This is a genomic window from Streptomyces sp. 17_S59, assembly GCF_056930295.1.
This window is the reverse complement of record NZ_JBXOWD010000001.1, coordinates 2,456,474-2,481,527: the sequence shown is the minus strand read 5'-3', so window position 1 is coordinate 2,481,527 and position 25,054 is coordinate 2,456,474. Positions and strand designations below refer to the sequence as shown.

Genomic DNA, 25,054 nt, shown 5'->3' with positions numbered 1-25,054 from the left:
GCTGAGCCGGACGGCCGGACGGGCCGTGGGGCGGCCGGCGCACCGGCCGCCCCACGGCGCTCACTCCTCCCGGTCCTCCGGATCGCGCCGGAACGCGATGCGCGCCAGCACTCCCGCCACCACCAGCGCGACCACGGCCAGCAAGGCGTAGTCGGGCACGGCGTTCCCCACCCGGGAGGCGGACTCCTCCAGCCGGAACTCCTGGTCGGCGTCCAGGATCCCGGGCAGCCCGGTCGTCCCGTCGTACAGCAGGAACAGCACCCCGATGCCGATGAAGAACAGCCCCGAGGCCAGGGACGTGGTGTGCAGCCTCAGCCGACCCGCACGCAGCTCCCGCCCCCGCAGCCAGCGGCGGCTGCCGAGCCGGTAGCGGTCCCAGAACAGCGCCAGCACGAACAGCGGCAGCGCCATGCCCAGCGCGTAGACGGCCAGCATCGACGCTCCGTACACCGGGTTGCCGTTCACGGCGGTCACGGTCAGCACCGCGCCGAGGATCGGCCCGGCGCAGAAGCCGGCCAGCCCGTAGACGCAGCCCAGCAGGAACGTGGACGCGGCCGAGCGGGGGGTGATGCGCCCGGCCGCCGCCTGGGCCCGCTTCGAGGCGAAGCCCAGGCCCAGGATCTGGGCGGCGCCCATGGCGATCACCACCCAGCCGCCCGCGGTGACCAGCAGCTCGCGGTGGCCGTTGAAGAGCCGGCTGGCGGCGGTGGAGGCGGCGCCGAGCGGTACGAGCGTGGTGGCGAGGCCGAGGTAGAACACGCCGGTGCGGGCGAGCAGCCTGCCCGGGCTCGCCAGCGAGTAGGCGAAGAACGCGGGCAGCAGCAGCGCGCTGCACGGGCTGACCAGGGCAAGGGTGCCGCCCAGGAAGGCGGCCAGGTAACCGATGTCGGTCACTTGCCGGACTTCCCGGCGCCCTGCCGCGCGGCCGCCTCCTTGACCGCCTTGGCCTGCTCGATCGCGGCCTCGAACTCCTTCAGCGGCTGGGCGCCCGCCAGCGGCCGGCCGCCGACCAGGAAGGACGGGGTGCTCTGCACGCCGAGGGAGTAGCCCTCCTCCTGGTCCTTCTTCACCGCGGCCGCGGACTCGTCGCCGTTGATGTCGGCACGGAACTTGTCGAGGTCCTGGACCCCGGCCGTGCGGGCCAGGTCGACCAGCTTGTCCTCGGCGAGCGCGTCGCCCTTGCGGAGCTTGGCGAAGGCCTCGTCGTGGAACTGCCAGAACCGGCCTTGGCGGCCCGCGGCCCAGGAGGCGCGGGCGGCCCGCTCGGAGTCCTTGCCGAAGATCGGGAAGTTGCGGAACTCGATCCGCAGCACGCCCGTGTCCACGTACTTCTTGATCAGCTCGGGCTGGGTCTCGCGGGTGAAGCGGCCGCAGAACGAGCACTGGTAGTCGGCGTACTCGACGAGCACCACGGGGGCGTCGGCCTTGCCGACGGCGAGCGGGTCGCCCTCCGTCCGCCTGCTGGTGGTCTTCTCCAGCTTGTCGTAGGTGATCTGCTGCGGGTCGAAGGAGGGCTGGGGGCCGTCGGCCGCGGCCTCGGACTTGCCGGAGCCGCCCGTGCTCTTGCCTATGGCGATGCCGGCGGCGACGAGCGCCACGACGAGGGCGAGGGCCGCGCCGATGGCCGCGAGGCGGCGGGAGGGCGTGGAAAGGCGTGCGGACATGAGGGAGAACTCCCGGGGTCGTACGAATCTGGGCATGCCTGGGCACGGCCCGGCCGGGCCGTGGCGGGCGGGGCCTAGATCCGCAGGACGGGGAGCAGCTCGGCGCAGCCGGCGAGGGGCAGGGGCGGGGCCCTGGGTGCGGTGGCCCGCGGGGCCCGGGCCCGGGGGAGGGGGCTGCGCGCGGCGGCGGGGGCGGTGAGCGGGTCGGCCTGGGCGTGCGCGACGGCGGCCTCGGCGCCCTTCAGCGGGAGGTCCTGCTGGCGGCAGGTGCCGCCGGTGTCCGCCCGGCCGGCCTGCGGCCGGGCCTCGGGTGCCCGGTCGGAGGTGCCGCTCGCGGCGGCGCGGTCCTGCTGCGCTTGCCGTGTCTGCTGCGCTTGGTGCGCCTGCTGTGCCGCGGGTGCGGCCGTGTACGTGCCCGGGACGGTGCCGGTGCCAGTGCCGGTGCCCGCGGCGTAGACGGGCGAGCCCGCTCCGCACACGACGGGGCCGAAGAGGACCGAGAGGAGGAAGAGCAGCGCTGCGGCTGCCGGGGACCGGCGGTGCTGCGGCACGCGGCTTTCTCCTTTCCGTCCCGGTACGTACGCAAGGGCGGCCCCCATGCTACGGGCCGTGCTCTCGCACCGCCGTTCGGTCGCGGGCCCGTTCCCGCATACGCAGAAGGGCCTCACCTTGCGGTGAGGCCCTTCTGCTGTCTGTGCGCCGCCAGGGACTCGAACCCCGGACCCGCTGATTAAGAGTCAGCTGCTCTAACCAACTGAGCTAGCGGCGCCTGCTGACAGAGAAAACTCTACCTGATGTCGAGGGGTGCTCCGAACCACGAGTCACACCGGCCCCTCCCGGCCCGGCCGGGAAGGGCCGGGCCGGTCTACAAGGTCATCGAGAGCAGCATCGGGGCCGCGTGCCGGTTCAGCGCCTCGGCCGCCTCCCGCAGCCGGTGGGCGTGCCGGACCGGGAGCGAGAGCGCCAGCGAGCCGACCGCGCGCCCGGCGGTCACCGGCACGGCGGCGCAGACCGTGCCCACCGCGTACTCCTGGAGGTCGAGGACGGGGACGCTCGTGGGCTGGGCGTCGAGCTTGTGGAAGAGCACCTGCTCATTGGTGATCGTCCGGGAGGTGAGCCGGGCGGTCCGGTGCCGGGCGAGGTGGTCGCGCCGGTCGTCGTGGCCGAGCTGGGTGAGCAGGCACTTGCCGAGGGCCATGGCGTGCGCGGCGGAGCGGAAGTCGACCCATTCGTTGACCTTGGGGGTGCGGGGCCCGTCCGCGTACTGGGTGATGCGGATCTCGCCGTCGACGTAGCTGCTGAGGTAGACGGCCGCGCCTATGGTGTCGCGCAGGTCGGCCAGCGAGCGCTGGAGCTTGTGCGCGAGGGCGGCCTGGCGGTCGCGGCCGGACGAGAGCAGCACCAGTGCGTCACCGGTGACGTAGCCGCCGTCGGCGGTCCGCGCGACGTACTCCTCGCGGCGCAGCATCAGCAGCAGATGGGCGAGGTGGCCCGCCGGCAGCCCGGTCTCGCGGGCGATCTGGGCCTCGCTCACGCCTCCGGAGTACTTGGCGACCGTCTCCAGCACGCGCAGGGCGTACTGCACCGAGTGGAACGGTGCGGTCGGCTCGGGCTTGAGCGTCACGGCATCCCCTTAGCGGTTTCCTCGGGTGTCCCGGTCTCCACGATAAGGGCGAAAGAGGCGGCGTGGAGCGGAGGTTGAGCAGAAACGTCCGGCCGACGGTGCCTCTGTGCAGGCCCTTGTGACCTTGGCATATGCCAATGCGAGGGGGGTGCGGTGCGGAATAACCGGAGAGTTGCTCCGGTTTCCCCTGGTCGGAGTGCCGGACCGCGCTCCGCACAGAGCACCCACCGACGAGGGAGGCGGGCCACCGTGGCCGATGCACAGGACGACGGAAAGCGGGTTGCCGGGACCGGGGAGGCCGCAGGGGGCCCGGCGGGCCCGGCGGACCCGGCCGGGGACGCCGTCCGGGGCGAGCCCCGGGGCACCGCCCCCGTGCCGCTCTCCGTGCTGGACCTCGCGACCGTCGGCAGCGGCCGCACCGCCCGCGAGGCGCTCGGCACCACGGTCGAGCTGGCCCGGCTCGCCGAACGGCGCGGCTACCACCGCTTCTGGGTGGCCGAGCATCACTCGATGCCGGGCATCGCCAGCTCCTCCCCGGCGGTCGTGCTGGCCCACCTCGCCGCCCACACCGACCGCATCCGGCTCGGCTCCGGCGGGGTGATGCTGCCCAACCACGCGCCCCTGGTGATCGCCGAGCAGTTCGGCACGCTGGAGGCGCTCGCGCCGGGGCGCATCGACCTGGGGCTGGGGCGCGCACCCGGCACGGACGGCGCGACCGCCGCCGCGCTGCGCCGCCAGGACCGGCTCGCCGAGGGGGCCGACGACTTCCCCCAGCAGTTGTCCGAGCTGACGCGCTTCCTCGACGACGACTTCCCCGAGGGCCACCCCTACGCCCGCATCCACGCCGTGCCCGGGCCCGTGCAGGGCCGGGTCCCCGGCGGGGTGCAGCGCGCCGACCGCCCCTCGATCTGGCTGCTCGGCTCCTCCGGCTTCAGCGCCCGGCTGGCCGGGCTGCTCGGGCTCCCGTTCTCCTTCGCCCACCACTTCTCGGCGGCCAACACGGTGCCGGCGCTGGAGCTGTACCGCGACTCCTTCCGGCCGTCCGCGGTCCTCGACCGCCCGTACGCCAAGATCGGCGTCCAGGCCTTCGCCGCGGACAGCGCGGTGGAGGCGCGCCGCCAGGTCCTCACGGGGGCACTGGCGATGCTGCGACTGCGCACGGGCCGGCCGGGGCTGATCCCCACGCCGGAGGAGGCGGAGACGCACGCCTTCGGCCTCGCCGAGCAGGAGTTCGTTGCGGACTGGCTGCGGAATGTGGTGTTCGGGACGGTGGATGAGGTGCGGGAGGGGCTGAACGGGCTGGTGAAGCGGACGGGGGTGGACGAGCTGATGATCACGTCCAACGCGCACGGCCCTGCGGCGCGGCTGCGCAGCTATGAGCTGATCGCGGACGGGTACGGGCTGCCGGGGGTGTGAGGGGGGGTCCCCGATCCCGCCCCTTCCCGCTGTATCCGATATGCGGCTCCGCCGCAGGGCGGGGGCAAGCCCCCGGCCCCCCGGGGTAGGGGGACGGGGCTGCGCCCCAGACCCCGGGAAAAGAACGGGGGCTGCGCCCCCAGCCTCCGGGAAAGGGACCGGGGGGGCTGCGCCCCCGGGGGGGGCTTCGCCCCAGACCCCGGGACCGCGCTGCGCGCGGGCGGTAACCGGGGGGCTTCGCCCCCAGAGCCCCTCGCGCGGGGGCGACGTTCGGGGCTTCGCCCCCCAGGCCCCCGTTCCGGGGGCAAATCCGGCCCCTCCGGCGGGGGCAGTCTCAGCCCCTCCGGCGTTTGAGGAGCGGGGGCCCGGGGGCGGAGCCCCCGAGCTTCACCCCCGCGCGCAGCGCGAGGGGCCCGGGGGTCTGGGGGCGCAGCCCCCGTTCCCTATCCCCCGGGGGGCCGGGGCTTGCCCCCGCCCTGCGGCGGAGCCGCATATCGGATACAGCGGGAAGGGGCGGGATCGGGGAAACAACCCCCTACCGCCGCACCCCCGCGCTCAGCAGGGCCGAGATGCGGTCCGCCGGCACGGGGCGGGAGTAGAACCAGCCCTGACCCGTGTCGCATCCGATCCGCCCCAGCCGCTCCGCCTGCTCCGCACTCTCCACGCACTCCGCCGTCACCGTCAGCCCCAGCCGGTGCGCGAGCTGCACCAGCGCCTCGACGATCGTCTCGTCGGCGGGGTTCGGGTGCTCCTGGGTGCGGAAGCCGTGGACGAAGGAGCCGTCGAGCTTGAGCGTGGAGACGGGCAGTCGGCTCAGGTAGGCGAGGTTGGAGTAGCCGGTGCCGAAGTCGTCGATGGCGATGGCCACACCCATGTCGCTCAGCTCCTGGAGCTGCTGCAGCGGCCGGCCGGCCGAGCCCATCACCGCCGACTCGGTCAGCTCCAGCTGGAGCAGCCGCGGCGGCAGCCCCGTCTCGGCGAGGATCGCCGCCACGTCCGCGACCAGGTCCGAGTCCCACACCTGACGCACCGCCACATTGACGCTGACGACGAGCGGTTCGCCGGGGTGGGCGAGCTGCCAGCGGCGGCCCTGGCGGCAGGCGGTCGCCAGCACCCAGCGGCCGAGCGGCACGATGGCGCCGGTCTCCTCCGCCAGCCCGATGAACCGGTTCGGCGAGAGCGTCCCGAACTGCGGGTGGTGCCAGCGAACCAGCGCCTCGACCCCGCGCACGACACCGTCGCCGAGCCCGACCAGCGGCTGGTACTGGAGGGCGAACTCCTCGCGCTCGACGGCCGGCCGCAGGGTGCTGGACAGGGCCTGCCGGGTCATCCGGTGGGCGTTGCGCTCGGGGTCGAAGAGGGTCCAGCGCGCCTTGCCGTCCGCCTTCGCCCAGTACAGCGTGGTGTCGGCGGCCTGCATCAGCTCGGTGGCGTGCGTCCCGGCCGCCGGGCGCTCGACCACGCCGATGCTCGCCGAGACCGCCAGCCGCTGCCCGGCCACCTCGAACGGCCGGGCCAGCGTGGCCTGTACGGCCGCGGCGAGGTCGACCAGCTGCTCGGTGCCCGCCGACTCCTCGACGAGCAGGGCGAACTCGTCCCCGCCGAGCCGGGCCACCAGGTGCCCGCCGGGCGCCGCGCACTCCGTCAGCCGTCTGGCCACCGCGCCCAGCAGCCGGTCGCCGGCCCGGTGGCCGAGGGTGTCGTTGACCGCCTTGAAGCCGTCCAGGTCGAGGTAGCAGAGGCCGATCCGGCCGCTGCCGCCGCTGCCGCCGCTGCCTCTGCTGCAGCCGCTGCCGCCGCCCCCCGCGCTCCCCGCGGCCGCGGCGGCCAGCGCGGCGGCCAGGCGCTCGAAGAACAGGCTGCGGTTGGGCAGCCGGGTCACCGGGTCGTGCATCCTCAGGTGCCGCAGCCGGGCCCGCAGGTCGCGCCGGTCGCTGATGTCGGCGACCGACAGCAGCGCGTCGCGGGTCTCGGGCAGCGGGGTGACGGTCACCTCCGCCCACACCCCCTGCCCGGCAGCCGGCCTGAGCCTGCGCGTGCAGTGCAGCCGCTCGCGCCGGCCGAGCAGCACGTCGCGGTAGGCGCTCCAGGTGCGGGTGTCCTCGCGGAGGCCGGCGAAGTCGGCCGCGGGGGAGTCCTGGAGCCGGGCGGGGTCGGTCCTCAGCAGGGCGCCCAGAGCGTCGTTGGCGGTGCGTACGAGGCCGTCGCGGCCGACGACGGCCATGCCGAGCTGTGCGGCCCGGAAGGCGGCGCGGAATTCATTCGAAGTGACGTGACGTTGCGTGACGACTGGCGGCTCGGAACCGGGCGTGCCGCCCTTGCCGTCGAGTGTTCCGCTCAACGCTCGCTCCCGCGTGGCATTCGTTCCGCACGGAGATCCCGTGCGGGCTTCGTGTGTCTCGTACGCGTGGTGGAAAAGGCGGTAAATGGCCGCCTGTAGGGGGATTTCCGTGCTGGAAGTGTGGCGAGCATAGAGCCCGCGCAGGGACCGTTCCAGCGGCCCGGCCGCGAGGGGTGGAGCCGTCGGCTTGGGTCCGACCGTTTCTGTCCGTCCATGCGCGTGTGTGCGCACTCATGCCTGAGGCTGGCCGGCGCTTCTTCTCGACTGCTGTTCCCGATTGACCATCCGTGACTGAGTGTGATGTACCCAGAAGTCGGCTTAGTCACTCGACTGGGGTAGTGAAACGGGGCATAACACCGCAAATAACAAGAGGGTGGTGGAGGTCTCCCGATTCCGTCCCCGGAGGTCGACGTGGTGCGTCCGCTGACACCCATGGGAGTGGACCGGCCGCGGCTGCGCTGCTGGGAGCGCTCCCGGCTGCGCAGGCTGGGGGCCGTGCTGACCTGCCTCTGTGCGATCGCCACGACCATCGCCGCGGCTCCCGCGCATGCAGCAGGCCCGGGCGGGCCCTGTGCGCTGCCGCGCTCCCAGGCCCATCACTCCGAGGGCGTCGACACCTGGAATGCGGAGTACCCCCGGCCCGTCGGCCGGCTCGACGCCGTCATGGTCTTCCTGTCCTTCCCGGACTCCAAGCCCTTCGTCACCCCCGAGCGGCTCGCCGCCGACCACTTCCCCGGCACCTCCCGCTTCTTCGAGCGGGCCTCCTACGGGCGCTTCTCGCTGCGCGTCCATCCCGTGAAGCACTGGTTCCGGATGCCGCACCCCTCGGGCGACTACCACATACAGCGCGACTGGGACGGGGATCAGCGCTCCGCCTATCTGCGGGACGCCATCGCCGCGGTCGACGACGAGGTCGACTTCCGGCGCTACCAGCTCGTCTACCTGGTCGCGGACCCGGACGCCCCGGGCGTCGACTCGGATGCGACGAAGGTGGTCAACCTGGACGAGCCCATCCAGGTCGACGGCACCGAGCTGCGCCGCGTGGTCACCGTCTTCGAGCACCACCCGCCGGACCGCAACGTCCTCGCCCACGAGACCGGGCACGTCCTGGACCTGCCCGACCTCTACCACCGGCCGACGGACGGCAAGGGCGACTGGGACACCCACGTCGGCGACTGGGACCTCATGGGCAGCCAGTTCGGGCTCGCCTCGGACCCCTTCGGCTGGCACAAGTGGAAGCTGGGCTGGCTCACCCCGCGCCAGGTCGACTGCGTCAACGGCCCCGGCAGCACCGCGCACACCCTCCAGCCGATCGAGGACCCGATGCACCCCGGCGCGGACGCCCGTACCCGGCTGCTGGTGATCCGCACGGGCGCGAACAGCGCCATCGCCGTCGAGGCGCGCGGCGCCTCCGGCAACGACGCGGCCACCTGCACCGAGGGCGTGCTGGTCTACCGGGTGCGCAGCGACACCCCCTCGGGCTCCGGGCCCATCCAGGTGCTGGACGGGCACCCGGGCGGCCACGCCTGCTGGGGCGAGTCCGTCTACCCGCCGCTGGCGGACGCGCCGCTGGGGGCCGGGGAGTCCCTGGACGCGGCGGCGGACGGGGTGCGGGTGGAGGTGCGCGGGCACCTGCCGAACGGTGCGTGGACGGTGCGGGTGACGCGGGGCTGAAGCGGGAGGGCATACGCAGAAGGGCCTCACCTTGCGGTGAGGCCCTTCTGCTGTCTGTGCGCCGCCAGGGACTCGAACCCCGGACCCGCTGATTAAGAGTCAGCTGCTCTAACCAACTGAGCTAGCGGCGCCTGCTGACGTGGAAGACTCTAGCACCCCGATCCGGTGGAAAGAAAATCCGTATGTTTCAGCCTGCCGTCAGGGTGGGTAGTGGGGCCGTCCGGGCGGCCCGGACACAGGCCCAGAGCAGCACGTCCGCGCCCGGCAGCCAGGGGTGCCGGCTCGCCGGGGCGATCAGCCAGCGGGCCGCCGGGGGCACGGGCTCGGTGTCCTCGGCGGGCGGGCACGGCGGCGGGACGGTCACGGCGTCGCCGGTGCCGAAGCACAGCAGCGGGGGCACGGCCCGGCCCCGGCGGCCCCACTCCTCCCAGGTCAGCAGCGCGGGCAGCCGCTGGGCCGTGCCGGGGGACGCGAACAGCAGCAGCCGGTCGCGCTGGGCGGCCACCGGGCCCGTACCGGGGCCGGACGGCGACCACAGCCGGTCCAGCATCCGGCGCCCGAACAGCGTCGGGGCGCTGATCACGTCGAAGGCGGTGCCGCACGGCAGGACGACGGGGGTCAGCGGGTCGTCCGCCCAGAGGGCGTGCACGCTGTGGGGGAAGCGGGCGGCGGAGGCGAGCCAGTCGGCTCCGGGGAGATTGACGAAGGCCCCGGCGGGCCCGGGGCGGGCGGGGTGCGGCCCGTGGTGCGCTGCGGGGGCCCGGTCGTGCGTCCGGCCCGGCGTCGGGCGGTCCTGGTGCGGCTTGTGCGTCCGGGGGCTCATGGCCCTATGGTCGACGCCCCGGCCGGGGGCGCCGGCGGCACTTGCGGAAACCCGGGACAGGGCGCTGGACGGTGCGCTATCTTCCGCACCGCATATGCCAACGGCCCATGATCGGGGACCATGGGCCGTACGGGTCAGTCGGCGGCGCTGCTGCCGCGCAGCAGGTCACGGCCGAACTCGACCATTTTCTTGGTGTAGTCCTCGCTCCACTCGGCGCGCTCCGCGATCACTGCGGTCGGCAGTCTGTCGAAGCGCCGGGGATCGGCGAGCTGAGCCGCCGCCACCGCCTGGAACTCTGTCGCCCGGTCGGCTGCCGCGCGGAAGGCCAGGGCCAGCTCGGTGGAGCGGGTCAGCAGCTCACGCGGGTCCTCGATCGACTCGAGGTCGAAGAAGTGCTCCGGATCGGCGACGGCCTCGGGTGGCTCGAAGAGCAGCTGCGCGGGCTTCAGGCGGCGCGGACCAGCACCGTCCCGCGCGCCGGGAGCCTGCTTCGGCTCGCACATGTACATACCTCCAGAATCGTCTGCACCGCCATCCATTGTCCTGCCGCGCGCAAGTGCGCCCTTGATCCCCGGCCGCATGCGCCACCGCGGCGGCGGCTCACGGCCGCCAGGAGATGCGGTGCTCGGCGAGGTGCGACAGCACGGCGTGATTGGCCTCCCAGCCGTCCGGGAACTTCACCGTCACGCCCAGCCGGACCGGCTCCGTCGACGGATGGTCGTCCAGCAGCCGGTCGACGCCCGCGCGGCAGACCACGATGCACGCGTGCCGGTGCCGGGAGGCCAGCACGCACAGGCGGCCCGTCTCCAGGTGGAAGGCCGTGGCGTCCGGGCGCCCCGACAGCGGGTGCAGCACGACTGTCACGTCGAACTCCCGGCCCTGGAGGCGGTTGGCCGTGTCCACGGTGACGCCGCCGACCCCGAGCCCGGCGAGCGCCGCGCGCACCGCGGCCGCCTGGTCGCGGTGCGCAGTGCCCACCGCCAGCCGGTCCGCCGTGAGCGGCACCGGGTCCGGGGACCGCTCGCTGGTCACCGCCCCGCCCCGGTCCAGCAGCCGCCGCACGACCAGGGCCACCGCGCCCACCGCCTCCGGGTCCGTGCGGGGCGTGTGGCGGGCGGGCAGCTCCAGCAGGCCCCAGCCCGACTCGGCCGCCTCGTCCAGCACCCGGTCCGGGCCGGAGCCGTCGGACGGCACCCCGAAGGCCAGCTGCCGGTCCCCGTGGCCGGTGCCGCTGCGGAACGGCGTGTACGGGTAGAAGGCGTCCGACACCAGCGGCGCGGCCGAGGCGGGCAGCCGCCACGAGACCGGCAGCCGGTGCTGCGGCAGCCCCGGATTGTGCGCCAGCAGGGTGCTGACCGCGCTCGCCGACGGGTCGTACGACAGCCCCGCCCACTGGGCCGAGCCCTCCGCGCCGACGACGCTGAACGGGTCCAGCTGGCCCGGATCCCCCACGAACAGCGCCCGCTCGAACAGCCCCGCCACGGACAGCAGCGCGTCCGAGCGCATCTGGTACGCCTCGTCGACGATCGCGTGCCCCCACGGCTCGGCGACCTTGGTGTGCGCCCACTTCGCGGCCGTGGAGACCACGACGTCCAGCCCGGCCAGCTCCGCCGCCTTCGCGGAGGTCACGACCGAGCCGAGGGCGTCGAGCGCCGGGTCGTAGGGCTGCCGCTCGCTGCTGTGCAGGCGGCCGACGGGCAACGCGGGATCCTGCTCGGCCAGGCGCAGCACGAGGTCGTCGACCTGGGCGTTGGTCTGCGCCACGATCATCAGCGGGCGGCCCGCGGCGGCCAGCTCCCGGGCGGCGCGGACGACCAGCGTGGACTTGCCCGCGCCGGGCGGGGAGTCCACCACGACGCCCCGGTGCGGGCTGTGCAGGGTGTCGTGCAGGATCGCGTCGGTGGCCGCCGTCGCCGCCCCGGCGGGGTCGAAGCCGGTCCCGCGCGCCATGCGTACGGTCACAGGTGGTCCTCCGCGGTCACCGGGTCGGGAGCGTCGTCGGGGGCGGTCGGCGGACCGCCGTGGGTCCAGGGCGTCCGCTCGGGGTCGGGCAGCTCGGGGCCGCCCCTGGGCGCGTGTTCGAAGAGTGTCCAGCAGACCCGGTCGCCCGGCTCCGGCACGGAGCCCGTGTCGGGCGCCTTGCCGCGCCCCATTCCACCGGTCAGCCGTACGGTCAGGCCGACGCCGTCCGGTTCGTCCGCCGCGTACTCGACGAACTCCGCCGGCTGGGACCTGCCGTCCGGCAGCGCGCGGTGCAGCCTGGCGGCCGGGGCGAGGTGGGGCGCGTCCGCCGTGCGGACGGTCACCAGCGGGCGCGGGCGGGGGACCTTGGCCTGCGAGTACTCCATCACGACCGCGGTGACCTCGCCCGCGAACGCCTCGCCCGCCAGCCGCCGCCCGGCCATCACCAGCGGATCGTCCAGCGCCTCCTGCGCCTCCAGCTGGGCCTGCGCGGTCTCGCGGGCGGCGAGCTTCCGGGCCGCCGTGACGGCGTCGTCCCGCCGCGGCTGCGGCGGCTCGCCCGCCCGCAGGCGGTCGCGGTGCGCGGTGTACGACCAGCGGTCGCGCTTCCAGCGCTCGCCGACGTGCGCCCCCTCGGGGAGCGCCCGCAGCAGGTCGACGCCCCGCCAGACGGCGTCCCAGGTGGGGCGCAGCTGGGATGCGAGGAGGTCGCGGATCTCCTGCTCGGCGCCGGGGACGCCCGCGTCGTACCGGGCGATGGCGGGGGCGAGCCGCTTGTTGTCGAACGCCGGGTCCGTCGCGGGGCCGGCGGGCGGGTGGAGCAGCAGCCCGTCCGCGTCGCGCGCCAGCTCCGCGCGGAGCGCGGCCTCGGCCCCGGACGCACCCTCCGGGGGGTCGATCCAGGCGAGCAGGGCGCCCAGGTGCTGGTCCTCCAGCACGCTCTGGCCCGTCGCCCAGTGGCGGCCGAGCACCTGCGTCACGGCCAGCAGCAGCGAGGACCCGGGCACCCGGGCGCGCTCCCCGTAGTGCGTCAGCCAGCGCCCCAGCAGGGGCACGCGCGGCGGCGCCGGGTACGCGGTCTCGGGGTCCTGTTCGGCCGTGCGGCGGAACCGCATGGAGCGGCCCAGCAGCCGTACGTACTCCACGGCGGCGGCGCCCGGCACGAGCAGCTGCGGCGCGTCCGCGCACAGCTCGACCTCGACCGTCACCCGCTGACCCGTCTCCGGGTCGGTCTCCTTGCGCTCCTCGTGCTCGACGGTGTCGGCGTGCTCCTCGATGCACGGCAGCATCGCCTCGGCCAGCTCGGCGAGGAACGCGGACCGCAGGTCGCGGTCGCGCGGCTGGGGCACGACGAGCAGCCGGGGGGCGTCCCGCTCGGTGCCGACCAGGGCCCCGAGCGGCGCGCCGGTCTCTCCGGCCGTGGTGAGCGGTACGAAGACCAGGGGCCGCTCGGCCAGGTGCCGGTGCCGGACGGTGGCGAGCGGCCGGGCCTGCCCGTCCCGCACGGCCTCGAGCCGCGCGAGCGTGTCGATCAGCGACATGGCGTCAGCGCCTCCGCCCGCAGCGCGGCCGCCCTGCGCAGGGCGGCGACCGTCGGGTCGTCGGGATCGCCGGCCTCGCCCGCCGCCGCGGCCAGCACCGCGCCGATCTCCGTGAGCCCGCCCAGCTCGGCCCGCACGCCGCGCCCCAGCGCCTGGACCGAGCCCGCCGCGCGGGCCCGGGTGCGGCAGTGGAAGGCCAGCTCGCAGGAGGCCAGGCACTCCGGCGCGTACGCGGCCGCCACCGCGTCGACCGCGGCGGCCAGCTCCGCGGTGGGCCGGGTCGGGGTGCGGCCGTCGTCGGCCAGGCACAGGTCGAAGCTGGTGCCCTCGGGCAGCGCGGCGGCGAGGTCCGCGACCTGGGTGAGCCGGGACAGCTGGCGGCGGGTGGTGGCCAGCTGCTTGCGGATGTCGACGAGCGCCGCGGCGGGGAGGTTGGAGAAGTTCCGCGGGCACACCAGCAGGGCCCGGTGGCGCACCGCCACCCCGGGGGCGATGCGCCCGGCGACGCCCTCCAGGGCCAGGACGTACACCGCGGCCTGGCGGGCGGCCGCGCCGACCTTTGCGGAGTCGGCCGAGCCGTCGACCATCGCGAAGGACTTGATCTCCACGACCGTCCAGCCGCCGTCGGGGTGGACGACCACCGCGTCCGGCTCCAGATAGGCGGGGGTGCCCGCGACGGTCAGGGCCAGCAGGGGGTGGTCCAGCAGCGTCCAGCGCTTGGCGGCGGTGGCCTCGCGCAGGGCGAGGGCCGTGCGGGCGGTGCGCCCTTCGAGCCCTGCGGCGGAGAGGTCGGGGGTGTCGACGGCGTCGGGCCCGGGCGGGGGCGTGCCGTCGGCCAGCTGCTCGTGCAGCAGGCGGATCAGCTCCGCGCCGCCGTCGGCCTTGGCCCGGGCCTCGAAGGAGTGGCCGCGCACGAACGCGAACTGCGACTGCCCGAAGGCGGCCGGGGCACCCAGCGCGCGGGCCAGAGCGGACTTGTCCACCCCGGCGCCGTCGAGCAGCGCACGGCGCCGGCAGCCGGGGTTGGACGCCAGCGCCGCGAGCGCGCGGGCATCCAGCGGGACGGGCGCGACGGACGGTCCGCGCAGCTCAGCGAGCCGCTGTCGCAGCGCCGTCGGCGCGGCTGTCTCCGGCACGGCCGCGGGCCTGCTGTCGGGGGATCTGGTCACTGGCGTCCGCCTCGCGAAGTGTCTCCGGCGCTCCCGGGCGGCCGGCCCCGGCCGGGGAGCCGGGGGAGGTCGTCCGGGAAAGCGCTGTACCCGCCGAAGTCTTGCACCCGCCACTGACAGTCGCGGGCGCCTCGGGGGTTTTCCCGGGCTCCCCGGGCACCGTACGGGCGAAGCGGCCCCGGACCCGGTCGGCGAGCCGCAGCACGGGACCGGCCAGCAGGTAGCCGGCGCCCATGACGGCGGCGCCCGCGGCGGCGTCCAGGAAGTAGTGGTTGGCGGTGCCCATCACCACGAGGGTGATGGCGAGCGGGTAGACGATGCCCGCGATCCGCGCCCAGAGGGAGCGCGCGTGGCGCCAGAGCACGACCCCGCACCACAGGGCCCAGCCCACGTGCAGGCTCGGCATGGCCGCGTACTGGTTGGTCATCCCGCCGAGCCCGCGCGGGGCGCTGGCGTCGCCGCCCCACCAGCCGTACTCGGAGTACTGGCGCATCGTGTCGACGAACCCGTGGGCCTCGCCGAGCAGCCGTGGCGGGCAGGTCGGGAGGAGCGTGAAGCCGATGAGGCCGATGAGCGTGGCGGCCATCAGCCAGGTCCGCAGCCTGCGGTAGTGCTCGGGGCGCCGCTTGAAGAGCCAGACCAGGAGCGCGGGGGTCAGCAGGTAGTGGAGGGACGCATAGGCGAAGTCGGCGGGTATGCCGATCGAGGCGTGCTCGGTGAACAGCCGGTTCAGCGGACGCTCGATGTTTATTCGGAACGTTTTTTCAAGGTCGAGTATCGCCACGCCGTGATCCACGGCCGACTGCACGTTGCCCCGGACCAGCAGCCGGCCCGCCGTGTACAGCCCGTACACCACGGCTATCAGTGGCAGTTCGGTCCACCAGCGCGGCCGCTTCCCCAGTGGTGCGGTGCGGTACATCCGGACGCTCTCCATGTGTTCAGGCGGCCAACAAGCGCGATATGCAACCGTACGGTGTACGCCACATTGCTCGCACACCGCCCCGTGACTTCACAGAAACCCCGAGGTGCGGGGGTGAGGACGCCGGGGCCGGGCGCCAGGGTTGCCCGTGTGCGACGTGAGTGATGATGGGGGAGGAACGTCACCGGAAATCTTGGGAGAGGCCCTCGTCATGGCACCGCGCATCCTGCTGGCCCGGCACGGACAGACGGAGTGGTCGCTGTCCGGGAAGCACACCGGCCGCACGGACATCCCCCTCCTCGACGAGGGACGGCGCGGCGCGAAGCTGCTGGGCGAGCGCCTGCACCGCGCGCCCTGGGGCGGCCTGCCGGGCGTCGAGGTCCGTACGAGCCCCCTGGTGCGCGCCAAGGAGACCTGCGAGCTGGCCGGCTTCGCCGACCGGGCGACCGACTGGGACGCGCTGCTGGAGTGGGACTACGGCGCGTACGAGGGCATGACCCCGGCCGAGATCAAGGCCGGCCGCCCCGACTGGCTCATCTGGCGCGACGGCGTCCCCGAGGGGGAGACGATCGCGGAGATCACGGCGCGGGCGGACGAGGTCGTGGCCTGGGCCCGCTCGGCGGACCGGGACGTCCTGGTCTTCGCGCACGGCCACATCCTGCGGACGATCGCGGCACGCTGGATGGGCGAGGACATCTTCTTCGGCTCGCGCATCCGCCTGGAGCCGACGTCGCTGTCGGTCCTGGGCTGGGCGTACGGCGCGCCGGCGCTGGAGCGCTGGAACGACACGGGGCATTTGGGGTAGGGGGTTTCTTCCCCACCCCGCCCCTTCCCGTAACCGGGGGCAATCCCCCGGACCCCCGGGGGGTGAGGGAGCGGGGGCTGCGCCCCCTGCCCCGCGAGCCCCTCGCGCTGCGCGCGGGGGCGAAGTCGGGGGCTCTGCCCCCGGAACGGGGGTCTCGGGGCGAAGCCCCCAGTTCTCGGACCTGGGGTCCGGGGCGCAGCCCCCCCACGCGGCGGAGCCGCAAATCGATACAGCCGGGAAGGGGCGGGGTGGGGAAAGGAACCGCCCTCTCACGCCGACTGCAGAGCCCCCTCGTGCCGGGCCAGGAAGCCCGAGACCACCGGATTCGCCGCATGCCGCCGCAGGCACCGCGCCGTTGCCGTCAGCATCGTCCGGATCCGCGCCGACTGCACCTGCTCCAGCAGCTCCAGCGCCCGCCCGCCCGCCTCCGCCGCCGCATCCGGCTCCCCGCCCCGCGCCAGGTCGCCCGCCAGCTGTGCGGTGTACAGCGCGGTGTTCCGCGCGAAGTGCGGATCCTGCAGGGCGACCGCCCGATCCGCGTGCTCCGCCGCGCGGCGCCAGTCGCCGAGGGCCGACCAGCACTGGGACTCCAGGCCCTCCAGCTCCGCCTCGCCGAAGAACGTCATCCACTCCGGGTCCGCCTCACCGGCCCCCCGTTCGAACAGCGACCGCGCTCTCAGCAGCGCCTCCTCGCACGCCGGGCGGTCCCCCAGCCGGGCCCAGCCGCCCGCCTCCCGCAGGGCCAGCAGGGACATCAGCCGGGCCGAGCCGAGCTGCCGCCCGGCCCGCTGGGCGGCCTGCGCCGCGCGCACCGCCTCGCGCGGCCGCCCCGCGTCCCGGGCCAGGAAGGCCGTGTTGCAGAACGCGTGCGCTTCCAGCGCCGGGTCACCGGAGACCCGGGCCGTCGCCAGCGCCTCCGCGTAGTACGAGCGGGCATCGGCGAAGCGGCCCGAGTCGTGGGCCAGCCAGCCCACCGAGATCGCCAGCTCGCCCGCGCCCGCGTGCAGCCGGTCCACCACCGACTGCCGCCGCGTCTGCGCGTCCAGCAGCTCGTACGCCGCCTTGAGCGGGCGGGCGGCGCGCCGGTAGAGGCCGTCCGCGCCGTGCCGGTCGTCGAGCAGCCGGATGCGCCGCACCGCCTGCTCGACGGCGGCGGCCTCGGCCTCGCCCGCCCGGCGGTGGCCGCGCGCGTCCGGGGCGACGCCGCCCAGGGACGCGGCGGCCACGGCGGCCGGGCCGGAGGTCATGAACGCGCGACGCAGCACGTCGCTCTCCTTGCTGCTCCCGGTGGAGCGGTCAGCCGCCCCGGGGGTACGGCTTTCGGCGGGGCTCTCGGATGACCCGGGCGGCGCGGAGCCCTTCTTGCGCGCCCCCCGTCCGCGCACTGTCTCGCGCGGGGCGAAGCCCATGTCCGCCGGTTCGCGGCCGGGGAACATATGCCGGAACACCCGCTCGTAGGCGTAGTTGGGGCAGCGGATCTCGCCCGACTCGACGCGTCCGATGTAGCGCGCGTCGCACGAGACGTGCTCGCCGATCTCCCGGGCGGCCCGGCGCACGGCCGCCGCGAACTCCCCAGGTGAGCGCGGACCGCGCAGCTCCCGGAAGGCCTGGTTCGGGCGGGGGGACGAGGAAGCGCGGGACGACGCCATGGCGGGGCCCTCTCCGTGGCGAGCCGCCCCGCGGGCGCCCCGCGGGACGGGCGGCTGTGCTGCCGTGTGGCGTGATGACCGTACCGGCTGTGGCGGAGCCACTACATCTGGTTTGGCTACAAAACGGATATCCCACCTGTCATCCGCCATGAACTGCCATCCTTTGCAGCGGCATGGCGCCGTAGCCGTTGACGCGCCCGGGCGTTGAACCCCCCGAGCCGCTCGACGCGGAGCGGCACGGCGTGAGGAGGGGTTTCCCGTGGTGGAGGCCGGAGTGGACATCGGCGGCTCGCGGACGACTGCCCTGCACCAGCCGCGCCAGGACCACAGCCCGTCCCCCTGCCCGTCCCCGCGCGGGGCAGGGCAGGGCTCCGACGGCGGGCCGTGCGACCTGGTGACGGTCCCCGCGCGGCAGGGGCTGGAGGCCGTCGACATCCTGCGGCTGCGGGACGGCGTCGGCCCCGTGCTGCACGACGGCGACTGCGACACCCTCGGCTTCCTCGTGCCGCCCGGCACCGCCGACGCCTGGGACGTGCCGGGCAGCGCCTGCACCCAGACCTACGGCCGCGACCCGCACCCGGGCGCCGTCGACGCGCCGCCGGTCACCGGCACCGGCTGGCTGGTCGCGCCGGAGGCCGCGTACGCCGCCGCGACCGACCCGGCCGTGCTGCGCGCCGCACTCGGCGAGGCCGCCCGCACCATCGAGGCCGTCGACCGCTGCCGGTAGGAGCCGCCGGCAGAGCCGCCGGCAGGGAGGGCGCTCCGGCTGCGGCGATACTGGACGGGTGGCGAAGGGCAGACGGAAGCAGGACCGCGGGCGCGCGGCGGAAGCGATATCCGCACAGGTGGCGGGCGGTCTCGCGGAGATCGTCCCGGACCGCGACCGCCCCCGCGGCCGGACGCTGCTGATCGACGGGGCCCCGCAGTCCCATGTGGACCTCGACGACCCCGCCTACCTGGACTTCGCCTACCAGCGCCGGCTCGGCCACATCGCCGACCTCGTCGCGCCGCCCGGAAAGCCCGTCCAGGTCGTCCACCTGGGCGGCGGCGCGTTCACGCTCGCCCGCTACATAGCGGCGACCCGCCCCCGGTCGACCCAGCAGATAGCCGAGATCGACGAGGCGCTCGTCCGGTTCGTCCGGGCCGAGCTGCCGCTGGAGGCCGGCTGGCGGATCCGGGTGCGCGGCGGCGACGCCCGCGAGGTGCTCGGCAAGGTGCCGGACGGCTGGGCGGACCTGATCATCGCCGACGTCTTCAGCGGCGCCCGCACCCCCGCCCACCTGACCAGCACCGAGTTCACCGGCGAGGTCCGCCGGGCGCTGCGGCCGGGCGGCTTCTACGCCGCCAACCTCGCCGACGGGCCGCCGCTCGCCCACCTCAAGGCCCAGATCGCCACCGCGGGGACGGTCTTCCCCGAACTCTGCCTGACCGCCGACCCGGCCGTGCTGCGCGGCCGGCGCTTCGGCAACGCGGTGCTCCTGGCCTCCGACCGGGAGCTGCCGGTCGCCGAGCTGACCCGGCGCGCCGCCACCGACCCCCACCAGGCGCGGGTCGAACACGGGCGTACGCTCGCCGACTTCACGGGCGGCGCGGCACCCGTCACCGACGCGGACGCCCGGCCGTCCCCGGCGCCGCCGCCCTCGGTCTTCAGCTGACGCCGCCGGGCGGCGGCAGCTGCCCGGTCCGCACCAGCCGCGCGTACCACCGCGCGCTGGACTTGGGAGTACGGGCCAGGGTCGCGTAGTCCACGTACACCGCGCCGAAGCGCTTGCCGTAGCCGTACGCCCACTCGAAGTTGTCCAGCAGCGACCAGAGGAAGTAGCCGCGGACGTCGGCGCCGTCGCCGAGGGCGCGCAGCACGGCCTCGACGTGGGCGTGCAGATAGGCGATGCGCTCCGGGTCGTGGACCGTGCCGTCGGCGCCGGGCTTGTCGTCGTAGGCGGCGCCGTTCTCGGTGACGACCAGGGGCAGGCCCGGGGCCTCCCGGGTGAAGCGCATCAGCAGGTCGTACAGGCCGGTGGGGTCGACGGCCCAGTCCATGGCCGTCCGCTTGCCGGGCGGTTGGTGGAAGGCCACGCCTCGGGCACCCGGCCAGGGTGAGCGCACGCCGTCGCCGTGGCCGTCGGCGCGCGGCGGGGGATTGTCAGTGGCGGCTGATACCACTGTCGGTGCGTAGTAGTTGATGCCCAGTGCGTCGAGGGGGTGCCGGATGACGTCCGTGTCGTCGTCGCGTACGAACGACCAGTCCGTGATGGCCGCCGTGTCGGCGAGGAGGTCCTCGGGGTATGCGCCGCGCAGCATGGGCCCGGTGAAGATACGGGTGGCCAGGGCATCGATGCGCCGGGCCGCGTCCTGATCCCCGGGTGAGGGCGTACGGGCGCGCACGGCTGCGGAGTTGAGGGCCACGGACAGCCGGGCCCGGGCGGGCAGGACGGAGCGCAGTGCCTGTGCGCCGAGCCCGTGCGCCAGGTTGAGGTGGTGCGCGGCCCGCAGCGCGGCCTCGTCGTCCGTGCGGCCCGGGGCGTGCACCCCGGCCGCGTAGCCCAGGAAGGCGCTGCACCAGGGCTCGTTGAGGGTGGTCCACAGCTCCACGCGGTCGCCCAGCGCCTCCCCGACGAGCCGGGCGTAGTCGGCGAAGCGCCGGGCGGTGTCGCGCTCCGGCCAGCCGCCGGCGTCCTCCAGCTCCTGGGGGAGGTCCCAGTGATAGAGCGTCAGCACCGGGCGGATGCCGTGGGCGAGGAGGTCGTCGGTGAGCGCCCGGTAGAAGTCCAGCCCGCGCCGGGAGGCCGGGCCGCGCCCGGTGGGCTGGACCCGGGGCCAGGAGACGGAGAAGCGGTACGCGCCCAGGCCCAGCCCGGCCATGAGGCGCACGTCCTCGGCGCGGCGGTGGTAGTGGTCCGTCGCCGTGTCCCCGGTGTCGCCGTTCCGCACCCGCCCGGGGGTGCGGGAGAAGGTGTCCCAGATCGACGGGGTGCGCCCGTCCTCGGCGGCCGCGCCCTCGACCTGGTAGGCGGCGGTCGCGGCGCCCCAGAGGAAGCCGGGCGGGAAGTCCATGGTCATGTCCGCACGCTCCGGGAGAGAAGAAGGAGGGGAGACGGTGGAGTCAGCCCTTGACCGCACCGCGCATGATGCCGCCGGTGATCTGCCGGCCGAAGAGCGTGAAGGCGAGCAGCAGCGGCAGGGTGCCCAGCAGCGCGCCCGCCATGACGACGGCCTGGTCGGGCACGTACCCCCGGCCCAGGCCGGTGAGGGCCACCTGCACGGTCGGGTTCTCCTGGGTCAGCGCAATCACGGGCCAGAAGAAGTCGTTCCACGCCTGCACGAAGGAGAGCATGCCCAGCACGGCCATCGCGGGCCGGGCGGCGGGGAAGACGATGTGCCACACGACGCGCAGGCTGCTCGCCCCGTCGACCCGGGCCGCCTCGATCAGCTCGGTGGGCAGCGCCTCGGTGAAGTACTGCCGCATGAAGAAGACGCCGAAGGCACTCACCAGCAGGGGCAGGACGACGGCCTGCAACCGGTCGGTCCACCCCAGGTGGGCGACGACCATGAAGAGGGGGACGACGCTCAGCTGCGGCGGCACCATCATGGTGCCGACGGTCAGCAGGAGCAGCGCCCGCCGGAAGCGGAACCGCAGCTTGGCGAAGGCGTAGCCGGCGACCGTGCAGAAGAGCACCGTGCCCAGCGCCACGGTCCCCGCGACCAGCGTGGTGTTGGCCAGGGCGAGGCCCATGCGGGCGTCGGTCCAGGCCGTGGCCAGGTTCGCGGGCAGCCGCTCGCCGAACCACAGCGGCGGCGGGGTGCCCGCCAGCCGGGCGCTGTCGCCGGACGCGGCCACCGCCGTCCACACGAGCGGGAAGAGCGAGCCCGCGGTGAACAACGTCAGGATCGCGTAGGCAGCGGGCCCCGCGTGCAGCTGCCGCCCCGCGCGCCGGGCCCCCGGCGCCCGCGGTCCGCCGATGCCGATGCCGATGGTCACGGTGCCCTTTCACCGGTCCTTCCCCAGCCACCGTGCGATCAGCATGTTCACGGCGGCGATCAGCAGCAGGATCAGGAACATCGTCCAGGCGACGGCCGAGGCCCGCCCGAGGTGGAAGTCGAACCAGCCCTGCTCGTAGAGGTAGAGGCCCAGCGTCTGAAACTGGTGCGAGGCCCCGCCCTTCTGCCCGCCCGCCCCGCCGAACAGCAGGGGCTCGCCGAAGAGCTGCGTCGCCCCGATCGTCGAGACGACGACCGTGAAGAGGATCGTCGGCCGCAGCGCCGGGACGGTGATGTGCCGGAACTGCTGCCGGCGCGAGGCGCCGTCCAGCGCGGCCGACTCGTACAGCTCGTCGGGCACCGCCTGCATGGCGGCGAGATAGATCAGCGCGTTGTAGCCCGTCCACCGCCAGATCACGATGGAGGAGACCGCGAACCGTGCGCTCCAGGTGCCGTTCTGCCAGTCCACCGGGCCGATCCCCGCCGCGCCCAGCGCCCAGTTCACCATGCCGTGGTCCCGCCCGTAGAGCAGGACGAACACCAGCGTCGCGGCGGCCACCGAGGTGGCGTACGGAGTGAGCAGCGCGACCCGCCAGAACGTCGCGGCGCGCAGCCGGTGGTGCAGCAGGTGGGCCAGGCCCAGGGCCATCAGCAGCTGGGGCACGGTCGACAGGACGCCGATGGTGAAGGTGTTGCGCAGGGCGTTCCAGAAGAAGTCGTTGCCCAGCAGCCGGGCGTAGTTGTGCAGGCCGGCCCACTCCATGCGGTCCGGGGCCGTCAGCTCCACCCGATGCAGGGAGGCCCAGCCCGTGTAGAGGAGGGGGAAGAGGCCGAACGCGGCGAAGAAGAGGAAGAACGGGGCGACGAACGCGTACGGGCTGTAGCGCAGGTCCCAGCGGTAGAGGCGGCTGCGCCAGGGGCCTGGCCGGTCCCGGGCGTGCGCACGGTCCACGGGTGCGGCGCGGGCGTCCTCCACCGCCTGGGGCGTGGCGGTCATTCGTCCACCGCGTTCTCGATCTCCCGCTGGGCGGCCAGCCAGCCCTGGCGAGGCGACTTCCCCTGCTGCTCGACCTGGGGGATGCCGACGTCGGTGAAGGCGAGCCCGATCTGCTGTTCCCCGGGGCCGAAGACCAGGGTGGGGACGGAGCGGGCCGCCGCGGTGAAGATCTCGCCGATGGGGGCGTCCCCGAAGTAGGGGTTCCGGGCGTCCCTGACCCGGGGCATGGCGTACGAGGCCGGGGTGGAGGGGATGCCGGCCTGCCGCTCGAAGAGCTTGGCCTGCTGCTCGGGCGCGGTCAGCCAGACGGCGAGGGCGATCGCGGCGGCCTTGTGCCGGGCCACCCTGGGCACGCCGATGAAGGAGCCGCCCCAGTTGGCGGGCCGGGGCGCCGCGGCCACGTCCCACTGGCCCCGGCCGGCCGCGCCGGACTTCTCCTTGATGTAGCCGAGCATCCAGGGCGGGCAGGCGACGGTGGCGAAGCGGCCGTTGGCGTACGCCTGGTCCCAGCCCTTCTCGAACTGCTTGAGCCGGGCGGTCAGCCCGCCCCGGACCGCCGCCATGGCCAGGTCCCAGGACTCCCTGACCGCCGGGCTGCTCGCGTGGACCGGCTTGCCGCCGCGGGTGTAGTACCGCTCGGAGTAGCCGTGGACGGAGGCGTTGTAGAGACCGGCCGCGGAGTCGGTGAAGACCGTGCCGGCGGGGGCGCGCGCCCGGTAGGCCGCGCCCACGGCGAGGTACTTCCGCCAGTCGCCCGCCCAGAGGCGGCCCACGGCCGCCCGGTCGGTGGGCAGCCCGGCCCGCCGGAAGAGGTCCTTGCGGTAGCACACGGCGATGGGGCCGATGTCGGTGCCGAGGCCGATGGTCCGGCCCGCCGGGGTGGTGGCCTGGGCCCACTTCCAGGGCAGCCAGTCCTCTTTGCGGACGCCCCGGGCCCGGGAGAGGTCCTCGAATAACTCGCCCTGGCCGGCGGCCAGCTCGTGGACGTTGCCCACCTCCATGGCCTGGATGTCGGCCAGGCCGCTCCCGGCCACGAGGTGGGTCAGGAGCTGGGGGTAGTAGGCGTCGTTGCGCTCGATCACGCTCTCCTTGATCACCACGTCCGGGTGCAGCCGCTCGTACTCCGCGTAGAGCCCGGCCTGCTTGTAGCCGAACACCCCGAAGGTGCCGATGGAGACCGTGGTCCTGCCGCTCCCGCCGGGTCCGCCCCGGCCGCCGTCCGCGCCGTCCTGGGCGCAGCCGCCGAGCAGGCTCGCGGCGAGGACGAGCGCGATGCCGACGAGGAGGACCACCGCCCGCCTCCGGTAGGGCCCGCTCGACCACGCGGTCACGTCACGACTCGAGGATGACGACGTTTTCCGCCTGCGGCCCCTTCTGCCCCGGGGTCACGTCGTACTCGACCCGCTGGTTCTCCTCCAGCGACTTGAAGCCGGAGCTCTGGATGGCGGAGAAGTGGACGAACACGTCCGGGCCGCCGTCGTCCTGTGTGATGAAGCCGAAACCTTTTTCGGCGTTGAACCACTTCACTGTGCCTGTTGCCACGGTCATGACCCTTCGTCCGGTTGCCAGCACCTCAGCTTTGCCCGGACGGGCGGCGAACTTCCCCCATCCGCCCTGTGTGTCACTCCTGGGGACTACAAAACGACAAGAGCCCGGCCGCTTTCGCGGACCGGGCTCTTGCTCGATCAGGGTGAGTAACGGGACTCGAACCCGCGACATCCTGGACCACAACCAGGTGCTCTACCAGCTGAGCTATACCCACCACGTCCGGCGCTTGTTTCCGTTGTTTCCCACCGGCCGAGAAAAAGTGTACAGGGTCCGGAGGGGTGCTCGCTCCCGGCTTTCGCCGTACCGGGAGCGAGCTGCGTCACTCTCTCCGGGAAGGCCCCTCAGGCGGGCAGGACGTACCTGGCCGCGATCGCCTTCGCCGTGTCGGAGTCCGGGCCGGGCTGCGGGACGAAGACCGCCTCGCGGTAGTAGCGCAGCTCCGCGATCGACTCGCGGATGTCGGCGAGCGCCCGGTGGTTGCCGCTCTTCTTAGGGCTGGCGAAGTAGGCGCGCGGGTACCAGCGGCGCGCCAGCTCCTTGATCGAGGACACGTCCACGATCCGGTAGTGCAGATGGCCCTCCAGGGCGGGCATGTCCCGGAGCAGGAATCCGCGGTCGGTGCTGACCGAGTTCCCGCACAGCGGGGCCTTGCCCGGCTCCGGGACGTGCTTGCGGACGTACTCCAGGACCTGCCGCTCCGCGTCCTCGAGCGTGGTCCCGTTGTCCAGCTCCGCCAGCAGCCCGGAGGCCGTGTGCATCTGGCGCACCACCTCGGGCATGGTGGCGAGCGCCTCGGCGGGCGGCCGGACGACGATGTCCACGCCGTCGCCGAGGATGTTCAGCTCGGAGTCGGTGACCAGGGCGGCCACCTCGATGAGCGCGTCGTTCGACAGCGAGAGCCCGGTCATCTCGCAGTCGATCCACACCATGCGATCGTTCATGCG

Annotated in this window: 23 protein-coding genes and 3 tRNA genes; 5 read left to right on the top strand and 21 right to left on the bottom strand. The window is 74.3% G+C overall.

Translation table 11 applies throughout. The features are described 5' to 3' along the window. Window positions 1-60: 60 nt before the first annotated feature. The 5 genes from AC1Z4A_RS10845 to AC1Z4A_RS10825 all read right to left on the bottom strand — a co-directional run bounded on the left by AC1Z4A_RS10845 (window position 61) and on the right by AC1Z4A_RS10825 (window position 3,288). On the bottom strand, window positions 61-894 hold the full coding sequence (locus AC1Z4A_RS10845; protein WP_483677729.1) for a cytochrome c biogenesis CcdA family protein: 834 nt from the start codon (window positions 892-894) through the stop codon (window positions 61-63). Next, window positions 891-1,664, bottom strand: a complete 774-nt coding sequence (locus AC1Z4A_RS10840; RefSeq protein ID WP_483677727.1) for a DsbA family protein — start codon at window positions 1,662-1,664, stop codon at window positions 891-893. Before AC1Z4A_RS10840 ends, AC1Z4A_RS10845 begins: the two co-directional genes overlap by 4 nt. A gap of 74 nt (window positions 1,665-1,738) precedes the next feature. Continuing rightward, the gene (locus AC1Z4A_RS10835) at window positions 1,739-2,215 is read right to left on the bottom strand and encodes a hypothetical protein (RefSeq protein WP_483677726.1); all 477 of its coding nucleotides are present in this window, start codon (window positions 2,213-2,215) and stop codon (window positions 1,739-1,741) included. A gap of 144 nt (window positions 2,216-2,359) precedes the next feature. After that, window positions 2,360-2,433: transfer RNA gene (locus AC1Z4A_RS10830), tRNA-Lys, on the bottom strand. 96 nt (window positions 2,434-2,529) lie between these two features. Beyond that, the gene (locus tag AC1Z4A_RS10825) at window positions 2,530-3,288 is read right to left on the bottom strand and encodes an IclR family transcriptional regulator (RefSeq protein WP_483677725.1); all 759 of its coding nucleotides are present in this window, start codon (window positions 3,286-3,288) and stop codon (window positions 2,530-2,532) included. 249 nt (window positions 3,289-3,537) lie between these two features. Here AC1Z4A_RS10825 and AC1Z4A_RS10820 point away from each other — a divergent pair, with 249 nt between their 5' ends. After that, window positions 3,538-4,704: an LLM class flavin-dependent oxidoreductase gene (locus AC1Z4A_RS10820; protein WP_483677723.1), complete on the top strand. Its 1,167-nt coding sequence runs from the start codon at window positions 3,538-3,540 to the stop codon at window positions 4,702-4,704. Window positions 4,705-5,239: 535 nt separating this feature from the next. Here the strand turns inward: AC1Z4A_RS10820 and AC1Z4A_RS10815 are convergent. Further along, complete coding sequence (locus tag AC1Z4A_RS10815) at window positions 5,240-7,045, bottom strand: putative bifunctional diguanylate cyclase/phosphodiesterase (protein ID WP_483677722.1); 1,806 nt, start codon at window positions 7,043-7,045, stop codon at window positions 5,240-5,242. 432 nt (window positions 7,046-7,477) lie between these two features. Here AC1Z4A_RS10815 and AC1Z4A_RS10810 point away from each other — a divergent pair, with 432 nt between their 5' ends. After that, window positions 7,478-8,719, top strand: coding sequence for a M6 family metalloprotease domain-containing protein (locus AC1Z4A_RS10810; protein WP_483683559.1), 1,242 nt, complete (start codon window positions 7,478-7,480; stop codon window positions 8,717-8,719). Between the two features lie 57 nt (window positions 8,720-8,776). On the opposite strand, the gene AC1Z4A_RS10805 is transcribed toward AC1Z4A_RS10810, so the two are convergent. The 7 genes from AC1Z4A_RS10805 to AC1Z4A_RS10775 form a co-directional block, all read right to left on the bottom strand. Next, window positions 8,777-8,850: transfer RNA gene (locus AC1Z4A_RS10805), tRNA-Lys, on the bottom strand. A 56-nt stretch (window positions 8,851-8,906) separates the two neighbouring features. Continuing rightward, window positions 8,907-9,542, bottom strand: a complete 636-nt coding sequence (locus AC1Z4A_RS10800; protein WP_483677721.1) for a bifunctional DNA primase/polymerase — start codon at window positions 9,540-9,542, stop codon at window positions 8,907-8,909. A 134-nt stretch (window positions 9,543-9,676) separates the two neighbouring features. Further along, window positions 9,677-10,045, bottom strand: coding sequence for a hypothetical protein (locus AC1Z4A_RS10795; RefSeq protein ID WP_483677720.1), 369 nt, complete (start codon window positions 10,043-10,045; stop codon window positions 9,677-9,679). Between the two features lie 97 nt (window positions 10,046-10,142). Beyond that, the gene (locus AC1Z4A_RS10790; RefSeq protein WP_483683558.1) at window positions 10,143-11,492 is read right to left on the bottom strand and encodes an AAA domain-containing protein; all 1,350 of its coding nucleotides are present in this window, start codon (window positions 11,490-11,492) and stop codon (window positions 10,143-10,145) included. 8 nt (window positions 11,493-11,500) lie between these two features. Next, window positions 11,501-13,045: a hypothetical protein gene (locus AC1Z4A_RS10785; RefSeq protein ID WP_483677719.1), complete on the bottom strand. Its 1,545-nt coding sequence runs from the start codon at window positions 13,043-13,045 to the stop codon at window positions 11,501-11,503. After that, a complete protein-coding gene (locus AC1Z4A_RS10780) occupies window positions 13,036-14,214 on the bottom strand; it encodes a hypothetical protein (protein ID WP_483677718.1) in 1,179 nt (392 codons plus the stop codon). Before AC1Z4A_RS10780 ends, AC1Z4A_RS10785 begins: the two co-directional genes overlap by 10 nt. Beyond that, window positions 14,135-15,148, bottom strand: coding sequence for a phosphatase PAP2 family protein (locus AC1Z4A_RS10775; protein WP_483677717.1), 1,014 nt, complete (start codon window positions 15,146-15,148; stop codon window positions 14,135-14,137). Before AC1Z4A_RS10775 ends, AC1Z4A_RS10780 begins: the two co-directional genes overlap by 80 nt. Before the next feature lie 196 nt (window positions 15,149-15,344). Here AC1Z4A_RS10775 and AC1Z4A_RS10770 point away from each other — a divergent pair, with 196 nt between their 5' ends. Continuing rightward, window positions 15,345-15,938 carry a histidine phosphatase family protein gene (locus tag AC1Z4A_RS10770; protein WP_483677716.1) on the top strand — a complete coding sequence of 198 codons (594 nt, stop codon included), beginning with the start codon at window positions 15,345-15,347 and terminating at the stop codon, window positions 15,936-15,938. A gap of 269 nt (window positions 15,939-16,207) precedes the next feature. Here AC1Z4A_RS10770 and AC1Z4A_RS10765 read toward each other — a convergent pair whose 3' ends face one another. Further along, window positions 16,208-17,587 carry an NsdA family TPR-like regulatory protein gene (locus tag AC1Z4A_RS10765; protein WP_483677715.1) on the bottom strand — a complete coding sequence of 460 codons (1,380 nt, stop codon included), beginning with the start codon at window positions 17,585-17,587 and terminating at the stop codon, window positions 16,208-16,210. Between the two features lie 259 nt (window positions 17,588-17,846). On the opposite strand from AC1Z4A_RS10765, the gene AC1Z4A_RS10760 reads away from it, so the two are divergent. Beyond that, on the top strand, window positions 17,847-18,314 hold the full coding sequence (locus AC1Z4A_RS10760; protein ID WP_483677714.1) for a hypothetical protein: 468 nt from the start codon (window positions 17,847-17,849) through the stop codon (window positions 18,312-18,314). Window positions 18,315-18,372: 58 nt separating this feature from the next. Continuing rightward, window positions 18,373-19,242: a spermidine synthase gene (locus AC1Z4A_RS10755; RefSeq protein WP_483677713.1), complete on the top strand. Its 870-nt coding sequence runs from the start codon at window positions 18,373-18,375 to the stop codon at window positions 19,240-19,242. Here AC1Z4A_RS10755 and AC1Z4A_RS10750 read toward each other — a convergent pair. The 7 genes from AC1Z4A_RS10750 to orn form a co-directional block, all read right to left on the bottom strand. Further along, window positions 19,235-20,647, bottom strand: a complete 1,413-nt coding sequence (locus tag AC1Z4A_RS10750; protein WP_483677712.1) for a GH1 family beta-glucosidase — start codon at window positions 20,645-20,647, stop codon at window positions 19,235-19,237. The genes AC1Z4A_RS10755 and AC1Z4A_RS10750 overlap by 8 nt on opposite strands. Before the next feature lie 43 nt (window positions 20,648-20,690). Then, complete coding sequence (locus AC1Z4A_RS10745; RefSeq protein ID WP_483677710.1) at window positions 20,691-21,566, bottom strand: carbohydrate ABC transporter permease; 876 nt, start codon at window positions 21,564-21,566, stop codon at window positions 20,691-20,693. 9 nt (window positions 21,567-21,575) lie between these two features. Then, a complete protein-coding gene (locus AC1Z4A_RS10740) occupies window positions 21,576-22,562 on the bottom strand; it encodes a carbohydrate ABC transporter permease (protein ID WP_483677708.1) in 987 nt (328 codons plus the stop codon). Next, a complete protein-coding gene (locus tag AC1Z4A_RS10735; RefSeq protein WP_483677707.1) occupies window positions 22,559-23,893 on the bottom strand; it encodes an ABC transporter substrate-binding protein in 1,335 nt (444 codons plus the stop codon). Before AC1Z4A_RS10735 ends, AC1Z4A_RS10740 begins: the two co-directional genes overlap by 4 nt. A 1-nt stretch (window position 23,894) precedes the next feature. Further along, window positions 23,895-24,104, bottom strand: coding sequence for a transcription antiterminator/RNA stability regulator CspE (gene cspE, locus AC1Z4A_RS10730; protein WP_483677706.1), 210 nt, complete (start codon window positions 24,102-24,104; stop codon window positions 23,895-23,897). A 147-nt stretch (window positions 24,105-24,251) separates the two neighbouring features. Continuing rightward, window positions 24,252-24,324: transfer RNA gene (locus tag AC1Z4A_RS10725), tRNA-His, on the bottom strand. A 127-nt stretch (window positions 24,325-24,451) separates the two neighbouring features. Continuing rightward, the gene (gene orn, locus AC1Z4A_RS10720) at window positions 24,452-25,051 is read right to left on the bottom strand and encodes an oligoribonuclease (RefSeq protein WP_483677705.1); all 600 of its coding nucleotides are present in this window, start codon (window positions 25,049-25,051) and stop codon (window positions 24,452-24,454) included. Window positions 25,052-25,054: the final 3 nt, after the last annotated feature.

Coding starts and splice junctions, on each gene's coding strand:
- AC1Z4A_RS10810 (WP_483683559.1), top strand. CDS start 7,478: ATGGGAGTGGACCGGCCGCGGCTGCGCTGCTGGGAGCGCTCCCGGCTG.
- AC1Z4A_RS10785 (WP_483677719.1), bottom strand. CDS start 13,045: ATGTCGCTGATCGACACGCTCGCGCGGCTCGAGGCCGTGCGGGACGGG.
- AC1Z4A_RS10765 (WP_483677715.1), bottom strand. CDS start 17,587: ATGGCGTCGTCCCGCGCTTCCTCGTCCCCCCGCCCGAACCAGGCCTTC.
- AC1Z4A_RS10795 (WP_483677720.1), bottom strand. CDS start 10,045: ATGTGCGAGCCGAAGCAGGCTCCCGGCGCGCGGGACGGTGCTGGTCCG.
- AC1Z4A_RS10800 (WP_483677721.1), bottom strand. CDS start 9,542: ATGAGCCCCCGGACGCACAAGCCGCACCAGGACCGCCCGACGCCGGGC.
- AC1Z4A_RS10790 (WP_483683558.1), bottom strand. CDS start 11,492: ATGGCGCGCGGGACCGGCTTCGACCCCGCCGGGGCGGCGACGGCGGCC.
- orn (WP_483677705.1), bottom strand. CDS start 25,051: ATGAACGATCGCATGGTGTGGATCGACTGCGAGATGACCGGGCTCTCG.
- AC1Z4A_RS10750 (WP_483677712.1), bottom strand. CDS start 20,647: ATGACCATGGACTTCCCGCCCGGCTTCCTCTGGGGCGCCGCGACCGCC.
- AC1Z4A_RS10775 (WP_483677717.1), bottom strand. CDS start 15,148: ATGGAGAGCGTCCGGATGTACCGCACCGCACCACTGGGGAAGCGGCCG.
- AC1Z4A_RS10840 (WP_483677727.1), bottom strand. CDS start 1,664: ATGTCCGCACGCCTTTCCACGCCCTCCCGCCGCCTCGCGGCCATCGGC.
- AC1Z4A_RS10740 (WP_483677708.1), bottom strand. CDS start 22,562: ATGACCGCCACGCCCCAGGCGGTGGAGGACGCCCGCGCCGCACCCGTG.
- AC1Z4A_RS10770 (WP_483677716.1), top strand. CDS start 15,345: ATGGCACCGCGCATCCTGCTGGCCCGGCACGGACAGACGGAGTGGTCG.